This is a genomic window from Polyangium spumosum, from assembly GCF_009649845.1.
Lineage (GTDB): Bacteria > Myxococcota_A > Polyangia > Polyangiales > Polyangiaceae > Polyangium > Polyangium spumosum.
Genome location: NZ_WJIE01000002.1, coordinates 272,065 through 287,248 on the forward strand (window position 1 = coordinate 272,065; position 15,184 = coordinate 287,248).

Annotated in this window: 12 protein-coding genes; 7 read left to right on the forward strand and 5 right to left on the reverse strand. The window is 70.5% G+C overall.

The genetic code is table 11. The features are described from left to right. Positions 1 to 61: 61 nt before the first annotated feature. Positions 62 to 1,810 (reverse strand): hypothetical protein, encoded by a 1,749-nt coding sequence (locus GF068_RS07175; RefSeq protein ID WP_153818592.1) that lies wholly within the window; start codon positions 1,808 to 1,810, stop codon positions 62 to 64. Positions 1,811 to 1,854: 44 nt separating this feature from the next. Here GF068_RS07175 and GF068_RS07180 point away from each other — a divergent pair, with 44 nt between their 5' ends. Both GF068_RS07180 and GF068_RS07185 read left to right on the forward strand, forming a co-directional pair. Beyond that, entirely contained in the window at positions 1,855 to 3,273 is a 1,419-nt protein-coding gene (locus GF068_RS07180) for a hypothetical protein (RefSeq protein WP_153818593.1), read from the forward strand. A 445-nt stretch (positions 3,274 to 3,718) separates the two neighbouring features. Further along, positions 3,719 to 4,864: an ABC transporter substrate-binding protein gene (locus tag GF068_RS07185; protein ID WP_240806721.1), complete on the forward strand. Its 1,146-nt coding sequence runs from the start codon at positions 3,719 to 3,721 to the stop codon at positions 4,862 to 4,864. Positions 4,865 to 4,872: 8 nt separating this feature from the next. Here GF068_RS07185 and GF068_RS07190 read toward each other — a convergent pair whose 3' ends face one another. Further along, positions 4,873 to 6,789 carry a tetratricopeptide repeat protein gene (locus GF068_RS07190; RefSeq protein WP_153818595.1) on the reverse strand — a complete coding sequence of 639 codons (1,917 nt, stop codon included), beginning with the start codon at positions 6,787 to 6,789 and terminating at the stop codon, positions 4,873 to 4,875. 39 nt (positions 6,790 to 6,828) lie between these two features. On the opposite strand from GF068_RS07190, the gene GF068_RS07195 reads away from it, so the two are divergent. Both GF068_RS07195 and GF068_RS07200 read left to right on the forward strand, forming a co-directional pair. Continuing rightward, a complete protein-coding gene (locus GF068_RS07195) occupies positions 6,829 to 7,650 on the forward strand; it encodes a homocysteine S-methyltransferase family protein (RefSeq protein ID WP_240806722.1) in 822 nt (273 codons plus the stop codon). A gap of 76 nt (positions 7,651 to 7,726) precedes the next feature. Next, positions 7,727 to 8,176: a PaaI family thioesterase gene (locus GF068_RS07200; RefSeq protein WP_153818597.1), complete on the forward strand. Its 450-nt coding sequence runs from the start codon at positions 7,727 to 7,729 to the stop codon at positions 8,174 to 8,176. 90 nt (positions 8,177 to 8,266) lie between these two features. Here GF068_RS07200 and GF068_RS07205 read toward each other — a convergent pair whose 3' ends face one another. Continuing rightward, positions 8,267 to 8,668 carry a hypothetical protein gene (locus tag GF068_RS07205; RefSeq protein WP_153818598.1) on the reverse strand — a complete coding sequence of 134 codons (402 nt, stop codon included), beginning with the start codon at positions 8,666 to 8,668 and terminating at the stop codon, positions 8,267 to 8,269. A 203-nt stretch (positions 8,669 to 8,871) separates the two neighbouring features. Between GF068_RS07205 and GF068_RS07210 the strand changes: the two genes are divergently transcribed. Genes GF068_RS07210 through GF068_RS07220 form a run of 3 tightly spaced genes read left to right on the forward strand, consistent with a single transcriptional unit; the run spans position 8,872 to position 12,084 of the window. Beyond that, entirely contained in the window at positions 8,872 to 10,305 is a 1,434-nt protein-coding gene (locus tag GF068_RS07210) for a serine/threonine-protein kinase (RefSeq protein ID WP_153818599.1), read from the forward strand. A gap of 52 nt (positions 10,306 to 10,357) precedes the next feature. Beyond that, positions 10,358 to 11,335: a hypothetical protein gene (locus GF068_RS07215; protein WP_338046263.1), complete on the forward strand. Its 978-nt coding sequence runs from the start codon at positions 10,358 to 10,360 to the stop codon at positions 11,333 to 11,335. Then, positions 11,332 to 12,084 carry a glycerophosphodiester phosphodiesterase gene (locus tag GF068_RS07220; RefSeq protein WP_338046264.1) on the forward strand — a complete coding sequence of 251 codons (753 nt, stop codon included), beginning with the start codon at positions 11,332 to 11,334 and terminating at the stop codon, positions 12,082 to 12,084. Before GF068_RS07215 ends, GF068_RS07220 begins: the two co-directional genes overlap by 4 nt. Here the strand turns inward: GF068_RS07220 and GF068_RS07225 are convergent, their stop codons facing one another. Together GF068_RS07225 and GF068_RS07230 are read right to left on the reverse strand one after the other, a co-directional pair. Further along, the gene (locus tag GF068_RS07225; RefSeq protein WP_153818600.1) at positions 12,085 to 12,978 is read right to left on the reverse strand and encodes a LolA family protein; all 894 of its coding nucleotides are present in this window, start codon (positions 12,976 to 12,978) and stop codon (positions 12,085 to 12,087) included. A 174-nt stretch (positions 12,979 to 13,152) separates the two neighbouring features. Further along, positions 13,153 to 14,958, reverse strand: a complete 1,806-nt coding sequence (locus GF068_RS07230; protein WP_153818601.1) for an HTH domain-containing protein — start codon at positions 14,956 to 14,958, stop codon at positions 13,153 to 13,155. Between the last annotated feature and the right edge of the window lie 226 nt (positions 14,959 to 15,184).

A 15,184-nucleotide genomic window follows, 5' to 3' on the forward strand; every position in this document is an offset into this window, starting at 1 on the left:
CGATCCAATGATTTTTGCACAAATGGACCGTGCGTCCCGGTTGATTGAAATGGGAGACGTCTCAGACGGGCCGCGGGCTTTTCCTTCGGCCACGACCCCGGAGGAGGAGCCAGGAGAGCCCGAGCGCCAGAGGGAGGCCCGAGGACGCGGGTTGTCCGGGCAGACGGCATCCACATCCGTCCCCGCTCCCGCCGCTGCTCCCGCCGCCGCCGCCGCTGCTGCCGCTGCCGCTCCCGCCGCCGCCGCCGAAATCGATCACGACCTCCGCCTTCGCCACGACGAACGGCGGCGACGCGCCGACGGATTCGTAGATGGCGAGCAGCTCCTCTCCGCTCGAATCCGTGACGTTCGCCTCGGCCAGGTGTTCGACGTATTTTCGCGTGATCGGCTGGTACAGCACCCGCGCGGAGACGACCCGCTCGCCCTTCACCCCGGCCGGCGCCGTCACCGCGAACGTCGCCTCGTCCCAGGAGCGCACACCTCCCGCGCCGTCGGCATAATCGATCTCGCCCGTCGGCGTGGTCGTGGGCGTCGGGACAAAAGCCTTCGGCGGGATACGTGTATCCGAGAGGATCATGTCGTGCCGCGCGAGGTCCTCCCCCGGCTCGGCCGCGGATCCATTCCAGCGGCCGTGCTGCGCGCGATACACGTGCGTCGGCGGGGACGCCTCGATCTCGCCTTTCGCCGCGTCGTAGCCGCCGAGTAAAAAGGTCTCCTCGCCCGCCTCCCCGACGAGCGCGAGCGCGATCCACGCGCGGCGCCCCTCGGCATACCCCGTCGGGAATTTGTGGCCGCTCAGGTTCTCCACGCGCACCGTGATCTCGAAGGGCTCGCCGGGCGCGGCGGACGCGGGCGCGCGCTCGATCTCGACCTTCGCCGCGGCGGCGAGCGTCTCCTCCGTGCGCGCGAGGGCGAGCGCGAAGGCGTCCGAGAACGCCGCGGCGCGCGCCGGGTCCTTGGCCATGACGGCCCGGATGCCGAAGAGGTTGCCGCCAGCGAAGACGTGATCACGCGGGTCCGGGCGCAGCGGCGCGCCGGGCACGGTCGCAATGGGGGCGGGGCCCGATTTGCGGCGGGTATGGCAATCGACGCAGCTCTCTCCGCCCGCCCGGGCGAACGCGCTCTGCGCCCATTCTTCATAGGTGGTGTCGAGCGGGAAGGCGAGCGTGGTCTCGACGCCGTTCGCGTCACGCAGGCGCCTGCCGGGGTTCGTCACCTGGTGGCATTGGCCGCAAAACGAGGAGCTCGCGAGCGCCCCGTCCTCTGCCGCGCCGTGGACGTGCGCCACGCTGTCGGCGTACGGGCCCCGTTTGTCGAGGTTGTCGTCGTAGACGAGCTGCGCGTCGCCGAGGTGATACGGCGCCTCGGGCGGGCCCGAGGGGACGGCGCGGTGGCAGGTGTCGCAGCCGACGCCTTGCATGTCGATCGCGTCGAAGGCGCTGCCGTCGGGCGGCGTCGCGTGCCCGCGGACGAATGCGATGGGAGAATGGCAACGCAAGCAAAACGTGCCCACGCCCGGCGCGTCCTGGTTCGCGATCGCCAGCGCGGCGCGAAAGACGGGGTCGCGCGCGGCGTTGCCCATCATGGTGCCGGCCCATCCGTCGTGCGGGAGGTAGGTGCGATCGCCCGCGTGGCCGCCGCCGTGGCATAACGAGCAGCCGTCGGCCCCCTCGAACTGGCTGCCCTGGCCGAGCTCTCCGGGCTTCGTGCCCGCGAGATCCTCGAAGCCGGCGGCCGCGGGGGCCGCGATCACGAGGGGCGTGATCGCCACGGCGAACGCGGCGCGGGTGAACCCTCGGAGGTGCGGCATGCCGTGCTTTGTAGCACGGGCGCGGGGTGATAACGTCGCGCATCATGCCTCGAGCCCGCACCACCTCGTATGCCTTGTTATCCATCCTCACGCTGGCCGGCTCGATCCTGGCCTTCGCGACCACCGAGTCGGGCTGCGCGAGCGCGACGCCGTGCGAGCTCAACAGCGACTGCATCGAGGGCGCGTGTGTCGACGGCGAGTGCAAGCGCGAGTGCGCCGACACGGAGCGCGACTGCCAGCCCGGATTCCGGTGTCATGCCGGGCAATGCTTGCCCGACGAGGGCCAGGGCGGCATGGGCGGCGGCGGAGGCATGGGCGGCGCCGGCGGCGTGGGCGGCGCCGGAGGAATGGGCGGCGCCGGAGGAATGGGCGGCGCCACGAGCGCGAGCAGCTCGTCGAGCGCGAGCGCCTCGTCGAGCAGCAGCAGCGCCTCGTCGAGCAGCAGCAGCGCCTCGAGTGGCTCCGGGGGCGGCGGCGGCGGGACGAAGGACGAGCTCGATCTTTGTGGGGCCGACGGGGAATGCGGGGCGGGGCTCACGTGCGAGCCGATGTGGAAAAACGGGCCGCAGCGCTGCACGCGCGCCTGCATCTCGGACGGCGGCTGCCCGAGCGGGATGCGCTGCAGCGCGGTGGGCGACGAGAAATATTGCACGACGAGCGACGTCGGGAAGGCGTGCGCGAACGCGGCGGCCTGCAATTTCGGCTGCCTCGAAGGGCCGGGGTATTGCACGGTGGCCTGCGCGACGGGCTCGGATTGCCCGAACGGGTATGGATGCATGCCCGTCGGCAGCCCGCCCACGAAGGTCTGCGTGAAGGCCGAGGCGTATTGCGAATCGGGCAACACGTCGGCGTGTATCGTGCCGGCCGCGTGTGACACGAATTCGCTGCTCGTCGGGGCCTGCACGCTCGCGTGCACGACGAGCGCCGATTGCCCGCAGCGCGCCTCGCTCCTCGCGCCCTGGACCTGCTCGAGCGGCCTGTGCGCGCGGCCGCCCGACATCTACGGCCCAATGCCCGGCGGGAGCACGCCCACGGAGTGGCATTGTGATGCGTTCGGCAAGACCATCAACCTGTGCAATGACGGGCAACACATGAACTTCCAGGCGTTCACCATCCCGCCGCCGCCCGCGGTGAACTGCGGCTCGCCCGTCACGTTCCAGGGCCAGGCGGGTGACGCGTGCGTGAATTCGTGCCGCTACCAGGGCGCCTGTCCCTTCGGCTTCGCGTGTTCGGCCGTCGGGAACATCCAGGGCGCGCGCGCCGGGCTCTGTTTGCCCACGGGCGCGGGCGAGGTGGGCGCGGCCTGCGCGAACGACACGCAATGCGTGTTCGGTTATTGCTTCGAGGGGAAATGCAGCCGCGATTGCACGGCCGACGGGGTCTGCCCGAATGGAACGACGTGCACCGCGGCCGGAGGGGTGTCGCCGAACGTGGACGGGATGCCGTTCCGGCGGTGTCTCTGACCGCACGGTCGCTCTTCACGGGTCCCTCCGCCCTCTTCACGGGTCCCTCCGCGCTCTTCACGGGTGCCTCCGCGCTCTTCACGGGTCCCTCCCCGCTCTTCACGGGTGCCTCCGCGCTCTTCACGGGTCCCTCCGCGCTCTTCACGGGTGCCTCCCCGCTCTTCACGGGTCCCTCCGCCCTCTTCACGGGTCCCTCCGCCCTCTTCACGGGTCCCTCCGCCCTCTTCACGGGTCCCTCCGCCCTCTTCACGGGTCCCTCCGCCCTCTTCACGGGTCCCTCCCCGCTCTTCACCAGCCCCTCCCCGCTCTTCGCAAGGGTCTCCCCGCTCTTCGCCAGCCTCTCCCCGCTCTTCGCCGGGGAGGGCCGAAAGTTTCCGCGTCGGCTGGGCTGTGGCATGCTCGGCCACAGGAGAAGCCAAGGAAAATGCTCGGACGACGTCGTTGGATGGGGACCGTGGCCGGCCTTTGTTTGCTGTCGGCGCTCGGCGCGGGGTGCGGGAAGAAGGACGGCGCGAGCCCGGCCGCCGCGAACGAGTGGAAGGTGGGCGCTTACCTCAGCCTCTCCGGCGCCGAGACGCAGTTCGGCAAGGACACGCAGGAAGGCACCGAGCTCGCCGTCGAGGAGATCAACGCGAAGGGCGGCGTGAAGGGCAAGAAGGTCCGCGTGATCTTCGAGGACGACAAGTCGAACCCGCAGGAGGCCACGAACAAGGTCCTGCAGCTCATCAACCGGGACAAGGTCGTCGCGCTGCTCGGCGAGGTCGCGTCGTCACGCTCGAAGGCCGGCGGCATCGTCGCGAACAAGAACAAGGTCCCGATGATCACGCCCTCGTCGACGAACCCGGACGTGACCAAGGTCGGCCCCTTCGTCTTCCGCGTCTGCTTCACCGACGACGTGCAAGGCCAGATGGGCGCGCGCTTCATCAAGGAGAAGCTCGGAAAAAACAAGGTCGCCGTGCTCTACGCCTCGGACGACCTCTACTCGTCCGGCCTCGCGAACGAGTTCAAGAGCGAGGCGAAGAAGCTCGGCCTGAACGTCGTCGCCGAGAAGAGCTTCCTCAAGAGCGAGACGAACTTCACGACGTACCTGAACGAGATCAAGAGCGCCGAGCCCGAGGCGATCTACGCGCCGGTCTACTACAACGCGATGGTGCCGATCGCGCGGCAAGCAAAGGCCGCAGGCCTCGCCGGGAGCATGTTCGTCGGCGGCGACGGCTGGCACGCGGACTCGCTCGTGCACGACGCGGGCGAGGAGATGGAGGGCGCGTACTTCACGAACCACTTCTCCCCGGACATGCCCGCGCCGCTCTCGCAGGCGTTCGTGAAGAAGTACGTGGAGAAGTTCAAGCGCGAGCCGTCCGCGCTCGCGGCGCAAGGCTACGACGCGGCGATGCTGCTCTTCGACGCGATGGGCCGCGCGAAGGGCGACACGCCGGAGGCGATCCGCGACGCGATCGCGGAGACGAAGGACTTCCAGGGCGCGACGGGCGCGATCACGATCAACGCCGACAGGAACGCGGACAAGCCGATCGTGATCGTGCAGATCAAGGGGAAGAAGTTCACGTATTTCGATACGGTGAGCACGAAGTAGAGGTTTCCCTAGCTCGCCAGCACGACTCCACGCGCGCCGGCCCGCACGGCCTCCTCCTCGGCGAGGGCCTCCTCTTCGGCGCGTGTGTCTTCGTCCTTCACGGCTTCGAGGGGTGTCTCTTCGCTCGTCCGTTCGAGCGCGGTGAGCGCGCCCGGCGCGAAGGTCTCCATCCAGCGGCGCAGCGGCGCGTAGGTGCGGAGCTCGCGCTTGAGCCGCGGGATCTCCCCGGCGCCGGCGGTCTCGGGGCTCGTCGCGGCGCGCACGGTGTCCACGAGCATCTCGTCGCGCGAGGAGAGCGGCAGGTCGAGGCCAGCCCGCGCGACGAGGTCGGCGGCGCCCTGGAGGTCGCCCTGTCGCACGAGCGAGAGCAAGCGGACGCGGAAGAGGGCGCGGCTCTTGTAAGGGTAGGCCGGCGGGAGCGAGGCGAGCTCGGCAGAGGCCTCGGCGTGGCGATCCATGGCCGCGAGCAAGAAGGCGCGCTCGCTGACGAGGTCCGGCAGGAGGATGTCGGAGGCCGAGATACGCATGGCGTACCTCGAGAGGCGCGCGAGGCCACGATCGCAGTGCTCGAGGGCCTTCGTGAGGTCGGTCCTCTGCTCGGCGAGCGTCGCGAGCGCGAGGTGCGCCTGGGCCGCGTTGAGGTCGAGCCGGATCTTCGTGAGGCCCTCGAGGACCTCGGCGCCCTCGTCGAACTTGCCCTGGCCGACGAGGTTGAGCCCGCGCAGGAGCGCCTTCGTGTGGCGGCGGTTCTCGAGGAGGTTCCTCGCGAAGAGGCCAACGAGGACGACGAGGAAGAGCGCCGGGAACGCGGACATGAGCGTGGGCGCCGCTTCGCTGAGGCCCGAAGGAGGAGCGCCGCGGCCCGAGGCGGGCGCGGACGCGAGCGCCTGCCAGAGGACGAGGGAAAAGATGATGAGCACGGCCCAGAGCAGGACGACCCGGCCGGGCTTGGGCGCTTGTTTCACGGGCGCGGCCTTCTCGGCCGCCTTGCGCGCGGCGGAGACGGCCTTCTTCGCGTCGTCGGTGGCCTCGGGCTCGGGCAGCTCGGCGGTCCTGTCGGGCCGCGCGCCGCTCGCCTCGACGAAGGGCGCCGCCTCGGGGACGACGGCCGCGATCCAGTCGGCGAGCGGCGGCTCTTCGCTGCCCTCGTCGCGCTTCGCGCCCTTGCGATACACGCTCGTGGCGGTGGCCTCGAGCATCCGCTGGAAGGCGCGGACGATCGCGCGCTCGCGGCGATCGGTGCTGTCGAAGAGCAACTCGTGGTGCGTGACGAGGTGCTCGCGGAGCGCCTCGCGATCACCCGATCGTTCGAGCAGGATGCTCTCGGCGAGGGCGATACGCCCGAGGGACTGCGGCAGGGCGTCGGGGCTCTCGCGCACGGCCTCGATGTCGGCGCGCGCGCCCTCCCGCTCGCCGCTCGCCGCGCGCAGGAACGCGCGGATGGCGCGCGCGTTCACGATCTGCATCCTGGTCTGCGCACGATAGAAGAGGCCGAGCGGGGTCGCGATGGCGCGATCGATGTGGGCGATCGCGGCCGGGAGGTCGCCGCGGCGCATCGCGATGAGGCCCCGCTGCACGGCGGCGACACTCACGACGAGCGGGTGCGGCCGGCCCTGCTCGGCGATGTCGAGGTAACCCTCGGCCTCGGCGAGGCGGCCGCGGTTGATGAGGTCGAAGGAGGTGTTGACGATCGGGATACGCGCGCCGATCCGAAGGCCCACGCCCGCGAGGACGCCGAGCAGCGCGCCGAGCCAGGCGAAGACGGGGCCGATGCCCAGGAGGAAAGGGCTCTCCACGCCGAGCAGGAAGACCTGGGCGAGGCTGGCGGCGCCGATCAGGAAGAGGAACGCGCCGACGGCGACGAGCACCGTGTGGTAGCGATGGCTCGCGTGGCGGGGGAGGTTCTTCGGGGCAGGTGCGCTCATCGTGACGTGGGCGCATTCTAAGGCGAGATGTCCTCCGCCATGGTGACGATCCTCGACGGCCCGCTGGGGACCGAGCTCGACGCGCGTGGGGTGCCGACGCCCGCGCCGCTCTGGAGCGCCTACGCGCTGGATCACGCGCCCGAGGTCGTCTCGACGATCCACCGGGACTACGCGGCGGCGGGCGCGACGGTGCACACGGCGAACACGTTTCGGACGAAGCGGCGGAGCGCGGGCGATCGCTGGGAGGTGCTCGCGCGGAGGGCGGTCGCGCTCGCGCGGGAGGCCGCGCCGAGGGGGCATCACGTCGCGGGGAGCGTGGCGCCGCTCGAGGATTGTTACAGGCCGGAGCGATCACCGACGAACCCTCGCCCGGAGCACCACGAGCTCTGCGAGGTGCTCGCGGACGCGGGGGTGGATCTGATCCTCTGCGAGGCGTTCCCGCACGTCGGCGAGGCGCTCGTGGCGCTGGAGGAGGGCCTCCGGACGGGTTTGCCCGTATGGGTGGCGTTCACCGCGGGGCCGGAGGCGAATTTGCTGACGCCCGAGGAGGTCGAGGCCGGCGCGCGGGAGGCCGCGGCGCGGGGCGCGAGCGCCGTGCTCGTCAATTGCACGCCCGCGACGCGGACGCTTTCGTACGTGGAAAAACTCGCGCGGGTGGGGATCCCGTTCGGCGCGTACGCCAATGCCGGCGCGATGGAGGAGGGTATTGGCTGGGGGGACGCCACGCGCGGGGCCGATGTCTACGCGGACCTCGCGGAGGCGTGGATCCGAGCGGGAGCCACGATCGTGGGGAGCTGCTGCGGGACGGGGCCCCGTCACGTCCGCGCGATCGCGGCGCGGGCGCGCGGGGTCCGCCCCTGATCCGCCCGGTTCCTGCTCATCCGTTTGACATGATTGTCATCATGGCCAAGCAAAGAGCCTCGGAGAAAGACGAACCATGACGACCGAAGAGACCCCCTGGATGAAGAAGATGCGTTCGCTCCTGAAGGGCGGAGAGCCGCCGCCGATCGCCAAGCTGATCGGCTTCGAACTCGTCGACGTCGGCGAGGGCTCGGCGGTCTTCACGCTGGTGGGCGATCCGAGCCGCCACGCGAACCCGATGGGCACGATGCACGGCGGCGTGCTGGTCGACCTCGGCGACGCCGCCATGGGGTTCGCGATGGCGAGCACGCTCGCCGCGGGCGAGAGCTTCACCACGATCGAGCTCAAGGCGAACTATTTCAAGCCGGTATGGACGGCCCGCCTGCGCGCCGAGGCGAAAATGGTGAAGCGCTCGCGAACGCTCGGTTACCTCGAATGCGACATCGTCGACGAGCAGACGGCCCTGGTATGCCGGCTGGCCAGCACGTGCATGGTCCTGCGCGGCGACGCGGCGGCAGGGCGATGACGGAGCCCCGCCGGCGGAGCTCATTTTGGTTTGGCTTCAGGGGCTCGATCGAGGTGGGAGTGGGACGAACGTGTCACGTGGCGCGGCTCGTCAATCGGCGGTCTCCTCGCCCGCGCGCACGGTCTGGCCCTCCGGGGTCACGATGACCTCGAGCATCTGCCCTGCCTTGTCGATGTGGCCCTGATAGAAGACGCGGCCGTCCTTGAGGGTGTGCTTCTCGATTTTCTCGAGCTTGCCCCCCTTGGACCATTGCTGAAGGGTCTGCTGCGCCAAGCCGGGCACGCTGGCGAGCGGGACATCGACCTCCTGCCCCTCCTTGAACAGCTCCTCCATGGACCGGCCGCCGAGGTCGAGCGGCTTGGGCGTCATCTTGTCCTGGTGTTGCTGCTGCTGCTGGCCGGCGTGCTGCTGCTGCTCCTGGGCGAAGACCGAGGGCGCACACAGCCCGAGCGCGAGGCCAAAAACGACGAGGGCGCCTGATTTCCTGAGCATGCTCTCACCTCCAAACGCGCCGATCCGCGGCGCGCCGCCCGGGACATGCGAGGAGGATGCCGAGATCAAGAGCATTTCGCGCACCCTCGCAGGAGAAGCGTGTCGCCGCTCCGGGGAGCGACAGCGCGCCGCGGCCCCCCTGAGGGATCCGTGGACCACTGAACATTTGCCAAGCTTCATGCGGTGGTTTACCCTGGCCGCGCTTGATCGGCGAGACCCTGGGCCAGAAGTACAAGCTCGTTTCCCTGCTCGGGCGCGGGGGGATGGGCGCCGTCTACGAGGCGACGCACACCGGGACCGGGGCGCGTGTCGCCGTGAAGGTGCTCCATCACCACATGGCCGAGGGCGAGGGGCTGCGCCGCTTCCGCCGGGAGGCGCAGGGGGTCTCGCGGATCCAGAGCCCCCACATCGTCCGGATGCTCGACGCCGGGACCGACGCGCCGTCGGGATACCCCTACATCACCACCGAGCTGCTCGAAGGCGAGGACCTGCAGCGCCTCATCGACCGCGTCGGCGCGCTCTCGCTCCGCGGCGCCCTCGCCATCACGGCCCAGGCCCTGCGAGGCCTCGCCGAGGTCCACGCGGCGGGTATCGTCCACCGCGACATCAAGCCGGCGAACCTCTTCCTCGCCCGCGGCCCGGACGGCGCGTTGACCGTGAAGATCCTCGATTTCGGCATCGCGAAGATCCGCAACGAGCCCCTCGGCCTCGCGCAGACGACGGCGCTCACGGCCACGGGCAACCTGCTCGGCTCGCCGCTCTACATGTCGCCCGAGCAGGTGCAAAACAGCCGCGACGTGGATCATCGGACGGATCTCTGGTCGCTCGGCTGCGTGCTTTATGCGGCCCTCGCCGGGCGGGCGCCGCATCAGCACCTGTCGTCGATCGGGCAGCTCCTCGTGGCCATCTGCGTCACGCCCGCGAGGCCACTCGTGGAAATCGCGCCGTGGGTGCCCGCGGACGTGGCGGCGATCGTCGAGCGCGCGCTCGTGATCCCCCTCGAATCCCGCTTCTCGAGCGCCGAGGATATGCTCGCGGAGCTCACGAGGTTCGTCCCCGCGGGCGAGGCGATCCGCGAGGAGATGCTCGCGACGGGGGAGAGGGCGCGCGCGGCCCTGGGCTCGAGCTTCCCGCCGAGCCCGCCGTCGTCGATGGTCACGCCGCGGTCGTTCGTGCCCCCGCCGTCCGAGCGGCCCCTCCGCGGAGACGAACCGACGGCGCTCGCGTCTTCGTTCACGGAGAGGGTCGGCGCGGAGGGGCCACGGTCGGCCCAGCGCTCGGCGGTGCCGAAGCTGCCCGCGCGGGTGGGGAGCCGGCACGTCACGGTGGATCCGCGCCGCTTCCTGGGGGAGCAGAGCGAGCTCTGGACGTTCTCCCTCGACGTGCACGTGCACCTCTCGAGCCTGATCGCGCGTATCTGGAAGGCATTACGCCGCGGCGGCGCGAAGCTGCCTCCGATGACGTACGGCAAGGAATGGGCCCTCTTCGAGCCACGGACGAAGCGGTTCATCGAGGACGATCCCCGCGAGGGCGAAGAACGTTTGTCCCTGGAGGCCGCGGGGCTCCGGCCCGGCGCGGTGCTCTGGGTGGTGAGGCCCGACGCCGAGGACGTGACGCCGAGGACGCTCGGCACGTAAATCGTCATGAAAACCGCACGTTCGGGGCCGCGGCGTGCTACCGCTGTCCCGCGTGAGCAAGCCCCGCGATATCGTCGTCGCCACCCACGGTCACTGCTTCGACGGGATGGCGAGCGCCGCCGTGTTCACGCACCTCGTGCGCACCCTCGCCCCCCACGAGCCGCTCTCGTTCCGGTACCGGTCGTGCGGCTACGGCCCCGGCATGCAGACGATCCCGGAGGGCTGGCTCGACGGGGACGAGAACGCGATCCTGGATTTCCGCTACACGAAGAGCACGCGCCTCTCCTGGTATTTCGATCACCACGTGACGGCGTTCGGCTCGGCCGAGGAAGCACGCGCGGCGCTCGCGTCGAGCGACAAGGCCCACCAGGTGTTTTACGAGCCCACGTACGGCTCGTGCACGAAGCTCATCGCCGACGTGGCGAGCGCGCGCTTCGGCGTCGAGAGCGAGGCGCTCGCGCCGCTCGTCGCCTGGGCGGACGTGATCGACGCGGCACGTTTCCCCACGGCCGAGGCCGCCGTCGACCGCGAGGAGCCCGTGCTCAAGCTCGCGTCGGTGGTCGAGCACCACGGCGACGGGCCCTTCCTGAAGGACATGGTCCCTCGGCTGCTCGAGCGTCCACTCGACGAGGTGGCGCGCGGGGCGGACATCACGGAGCTCTACCGGCCACTCGCCGCCGCGCGCGAGACGTTCATCAAGCGGGTGAAGCAGGCCGGCACGCGGATGGGCAACGTGGTGCTCGTGGACCTCAGCGACGCGCCGATCGACGCGGCGGCAAAGTTCGTCACGTACGCCCTCTTCCCCGAGGCGATGTACTCCGTGACGGTCACGCGCCAGAAGCAACACATCAAGATCTCGGTGGGTTACAACCCCTGGTGTGGCAAGGAGCGCCGCCACGACATCGCGGCGATCTGCCGGCGATACGACGGCGGCGGGCACCCGGTCGTGGGGGCGGCGTCGTTCCCGCTCGCAGAGATCACCCGGGCGCGCGCGGTGGCGCTCTCGATCACGCGGGAGCTCGATACGTGAGGTGGCAGGGCGCCGCGGCGTTCCGGCGCGCAGAGGGGCGTCCGCCCTTCGTGTACGGGCACCGCGGCGTGCGCGGAGCCCGGCCCGAGAACACGCTCGCCGCATTCGAACTCGCAGCCGAGGAGGGCGCAGAGGGCATCGAGCTCGACGTGCGGGTCGACCGAGACGGCGAGCTCGTGGTGCTGCACGATCCGACGTTCGATCGCGTGACGGGCGGCGCGGACACACGAGCCGCAGCGGAGCTACCGTACGAGGAGATCCGGCGGATCGACGTGGGGAGCGGGGAGCGAGCGCCGCGTCTGACGGAGGTGCTCGCGCTGGCACAGGCGCGCGGGCTGCGGGTCAACGTGGAGATGAAGCACGACGTGCCGGATCGAGCGGCGGTGGTGCGCGCGACGGCGCGGAAGCTCCAGGCGTTTGATCCACGCGTGCCGGTGATCGTATCGTCGTTCGATCCGCGGATGGTCGCGGCGTTCGGCGCGCTCGCGCCGCGGATCCCGCGGGCGCTCCTGGTACATCGCACGCGCTGGTCGACGGCCGCGCTCGAGCTCGCCCGCGGCCTCGGGCAAGCGGCGCACGTCGAGCGGATCCTCACGCAGGGCAGCACGGTGCGACGGCTGGCGAGGAGCGGGCTCGTGGTGAACGTGTGGACGGTGAACGACACGCGGGAGGCGCTGGATCTCGCGGCCCTCGGCGTGGACGGCCTCATCACGGACGTGCCGGGGCTCGTACGAGCGGCGCTCGGGTAGTCACTTCTCGCAGGTGACGTAGAGCTTGCGGACGCCGCCAGGCTCGGTCTGCTCGAAGGCGCCGGGCACGAGGGGCGGGTTCCACTTGGCTTCCTTGTACTGGAAGATCACGTCCTCTTCGGTGTGTGGCACGCGCATGCGGATGGAGCGCGGGAGCTCGGCATCACAAGCGCCCCCGATGGGCAAGATGGGCTCCTCGAGGCCGTCGGGATCTTCCCGCGGAGGCGCAGTGCGAGCAGGCTCGTGGTTGGAAAGCTCGGCCTGGTAGAGGTCGGCGCCGCGCTGGGAGACGAGCACGGAGAGGACACGCACGCGCTGCTGGGACCAAGGTTTGTCCCAGTCCTCGGGCCGAACGCCGAGGTGGATCTCCTGCCTCGCGTCACGCGTGCTCGGCACGAGGACACGGTAAAACCCGCTCTCGCTGTCCCAGGTGATCGTCGTATCGCCAGGCTTGTGGAGCAGGACGGGCGCCTCGCCGCGGAGAAGCGAGACGAGCGCATGCCCAGGGATGGGGACACGGGTCATGCGCGCGAGGTTGCAAGGGCTCGCAGGGCCAAAGAGGAACTGCTTCTCCTTGACGTCGAGCATCTGGAAGCGCTCACCGTCGGCCGTGAGGGTGTAAAGCATGGCCCCGAAGGGGCTGACCACGTCGAAGCGGACACGATCCGGGTTCACGGCGAAGAGGTGCACCTCGCCACGTACGCGCCCCTCGGGGGCGAAGCGGTCGATCTTGGCCTGACCCTGCACGCCATTGACGCAGGCGTAGGTGTCTTTCATCCGAGCGAGGGCGTCGTCTCCCGTGGGAAAGACCGACGGCGGCGGCTTCGCGCCACCACACGCCGCGGCAAAGAGGAGGGTCGAGAGCAGGGAGATTCGTGCGACGGGAGCGCGCATGCGGGCTGGACCGTCGCAGGAAAGTTCGAGGTCGTCAACGTGGGGAGGGCAGCCGGGGTTTCCACCCCGGACCCCGACCAGGGGCTGTCCGCCCCTGGACCCGGACCAGGCACGGCCTGGACCGAGGGTGGATGAACTGCGCGATGCGCAGTTCATCCAGTCGGAAGACGGGTTTCAGGAGGCGCGCAGCGCGTCGAGCAGGTCGACGTCCGGGATCGCGATCGGAAGCCGCGCTCGGATCACCGCCACGTCGTTGTCCTCGCACAGCCGCGCCACGGCGAGCCCATCGTACAGCGCGATCGGCGCGGTGCCCGGAACGGACGCTTCTTCCCGCGCGCCGGACAACGTCTGCCCAGCCGTGAAGATCCACCCGACCGTCGCCGGCCCGTAGTGGTGGAGCGAGCCACGCAGCTCCGTCACGCGCTCGCGACCAACCTCGCGGCCGTCACGGCGAATCACGATCGCCACGCGAATCTCGTCGTTGCCCATCTTGAGCACACCCGAGAAGTGCGACTCTCCGCCAGGCGCACCGGCACGACGCACAGCACGGAGCTGGCCGACGCCCATCCGCTCCAAGGCGAGCACGCAGACCTCGATGAAGGCGTGACCCGGCAGCTCGCCGAGCTTGCGCGCGAAGGCGCGGCGGGCGCCGTCGCGGTAGCGCTCCACCGCGGCGAGGGCCTCCTGCTCGAGGCGCGCCAGGTCTCCGCCGAGCAGCCAGTCCGTCAGGGCCACGCGGCCACCGGCAAACCGGAAGCGCGGGCGCTGACCCGCGGCGATGCGGCGAGCATTGTCAGCGCGCACAGCGGCGGCCACCTGCGACTGCACGAGCTGCGCGTCGCCCGAGAGCCGGCCGCGACGCTGCGCCGTCTCGGCGATTTGCCGCAGCGACACGGCGCCCGCGTTGCGATCGAACGTCGACAGGATCGCAGCCACGGCGTCGGCGAGCTCGCGGCCGGCGAGGTCGTCGAGGGCCGGATGACCGTCGCCCGGGGTCAACTCGATGACCTGCGGCCCGCGGTAGACGGCCTCGGTCGGAGCCACGTCGCGCACAATCTCGCGATCGCGGCCCATGTCGCGGTCACGCCCCACGTCGCGGTCGCGCCCCACGTCGCGGTCGCGGCCGTCGCGGCGCACCTCGAAAGCGGGCGTCGCCGTGTACGACGGCAAGCCGCCGCCGCTCGTGGGCAGGGCCTGAGCCTCGCCGTTCGTGCTGCGCCCGCGGCGACGGCGACGACGGCGACGACGGCCTTCTCCGCCGGCCTCGCCCGCGCCACCGGCGCGCTCGTCGCCTCCGCCGAGGATCGGCTGATCGTCGTCCTCTTCCTCGTCGAACATCTCGGCGGCGCCGGCGGCGGCCTCCGCGCGCATCACGTCGTCGGGGCCAGCGGGCCCCGCGTCGATCTCCTCGTCCTCCACCGCGCGCGTATACGTCGGCGCCGACGGGCGGGGCATGGGCGGGGGCAACTTCGCGGCAGGAGCCGGAGACACGAGCGTCTCGTCGTCTTCGTCGGCCTCTTCCTCGGCAGCGGCGGCCTCTTCGAGGGCGGGAGCGGGGGCGGCTGCGAACTCTTCCGGCGCCGCTTCCGCCTCGACCTCCGGCGCCTCGGCCTCCTCGGCGACGGCTTCTTCTTCCTCGACGACCTCCGGGGCGATCACCTCTTCGGCCTCGTGCCGGGCGGCCTTGGCGGGGGCCTCTTGCTTGCCGCCGCGCCTGCCCTTCTTGCCATCGAGACCCGCGCGGAGCGTCTTCTCATCCCACTCCCGCAGCGCAAAAACGCCGGGCTTGACGCGGATGAGCGCCGTGTCGGACGAGTCCTTCTTGAGCATCGCGGCGAGCCGGGCGCCCATCGTGACCTCGGGGCTCTTCCCGACGTGGCTGAGCAAGTTCTTCTCTATCGCGATATCGGTGATCTCTTTGTAGTGGAGCGGCCTGCCGACGAGGCGAAGCACCTCGGCCGCTGCATCGGTAAACGTCATCTTTTGTCCAGCCCTTCGGGCGCTCCCCTCACTTGGGCGCTCCTCTTGGTGCGCGTCGCCCGTGCCGTCGTTGGTTCGACGCCACGCGCTGGGCCTCTGCCCGCCACGACCGGGAAGCGCACATTCGCTCCCACTCGGCCGGACACGCTACTGAACAGCCGCATAACACGGGACGATCGTCGAGTCAACCGCGGCAGCCCGACGAACCGTCCCGCGACACACGAAA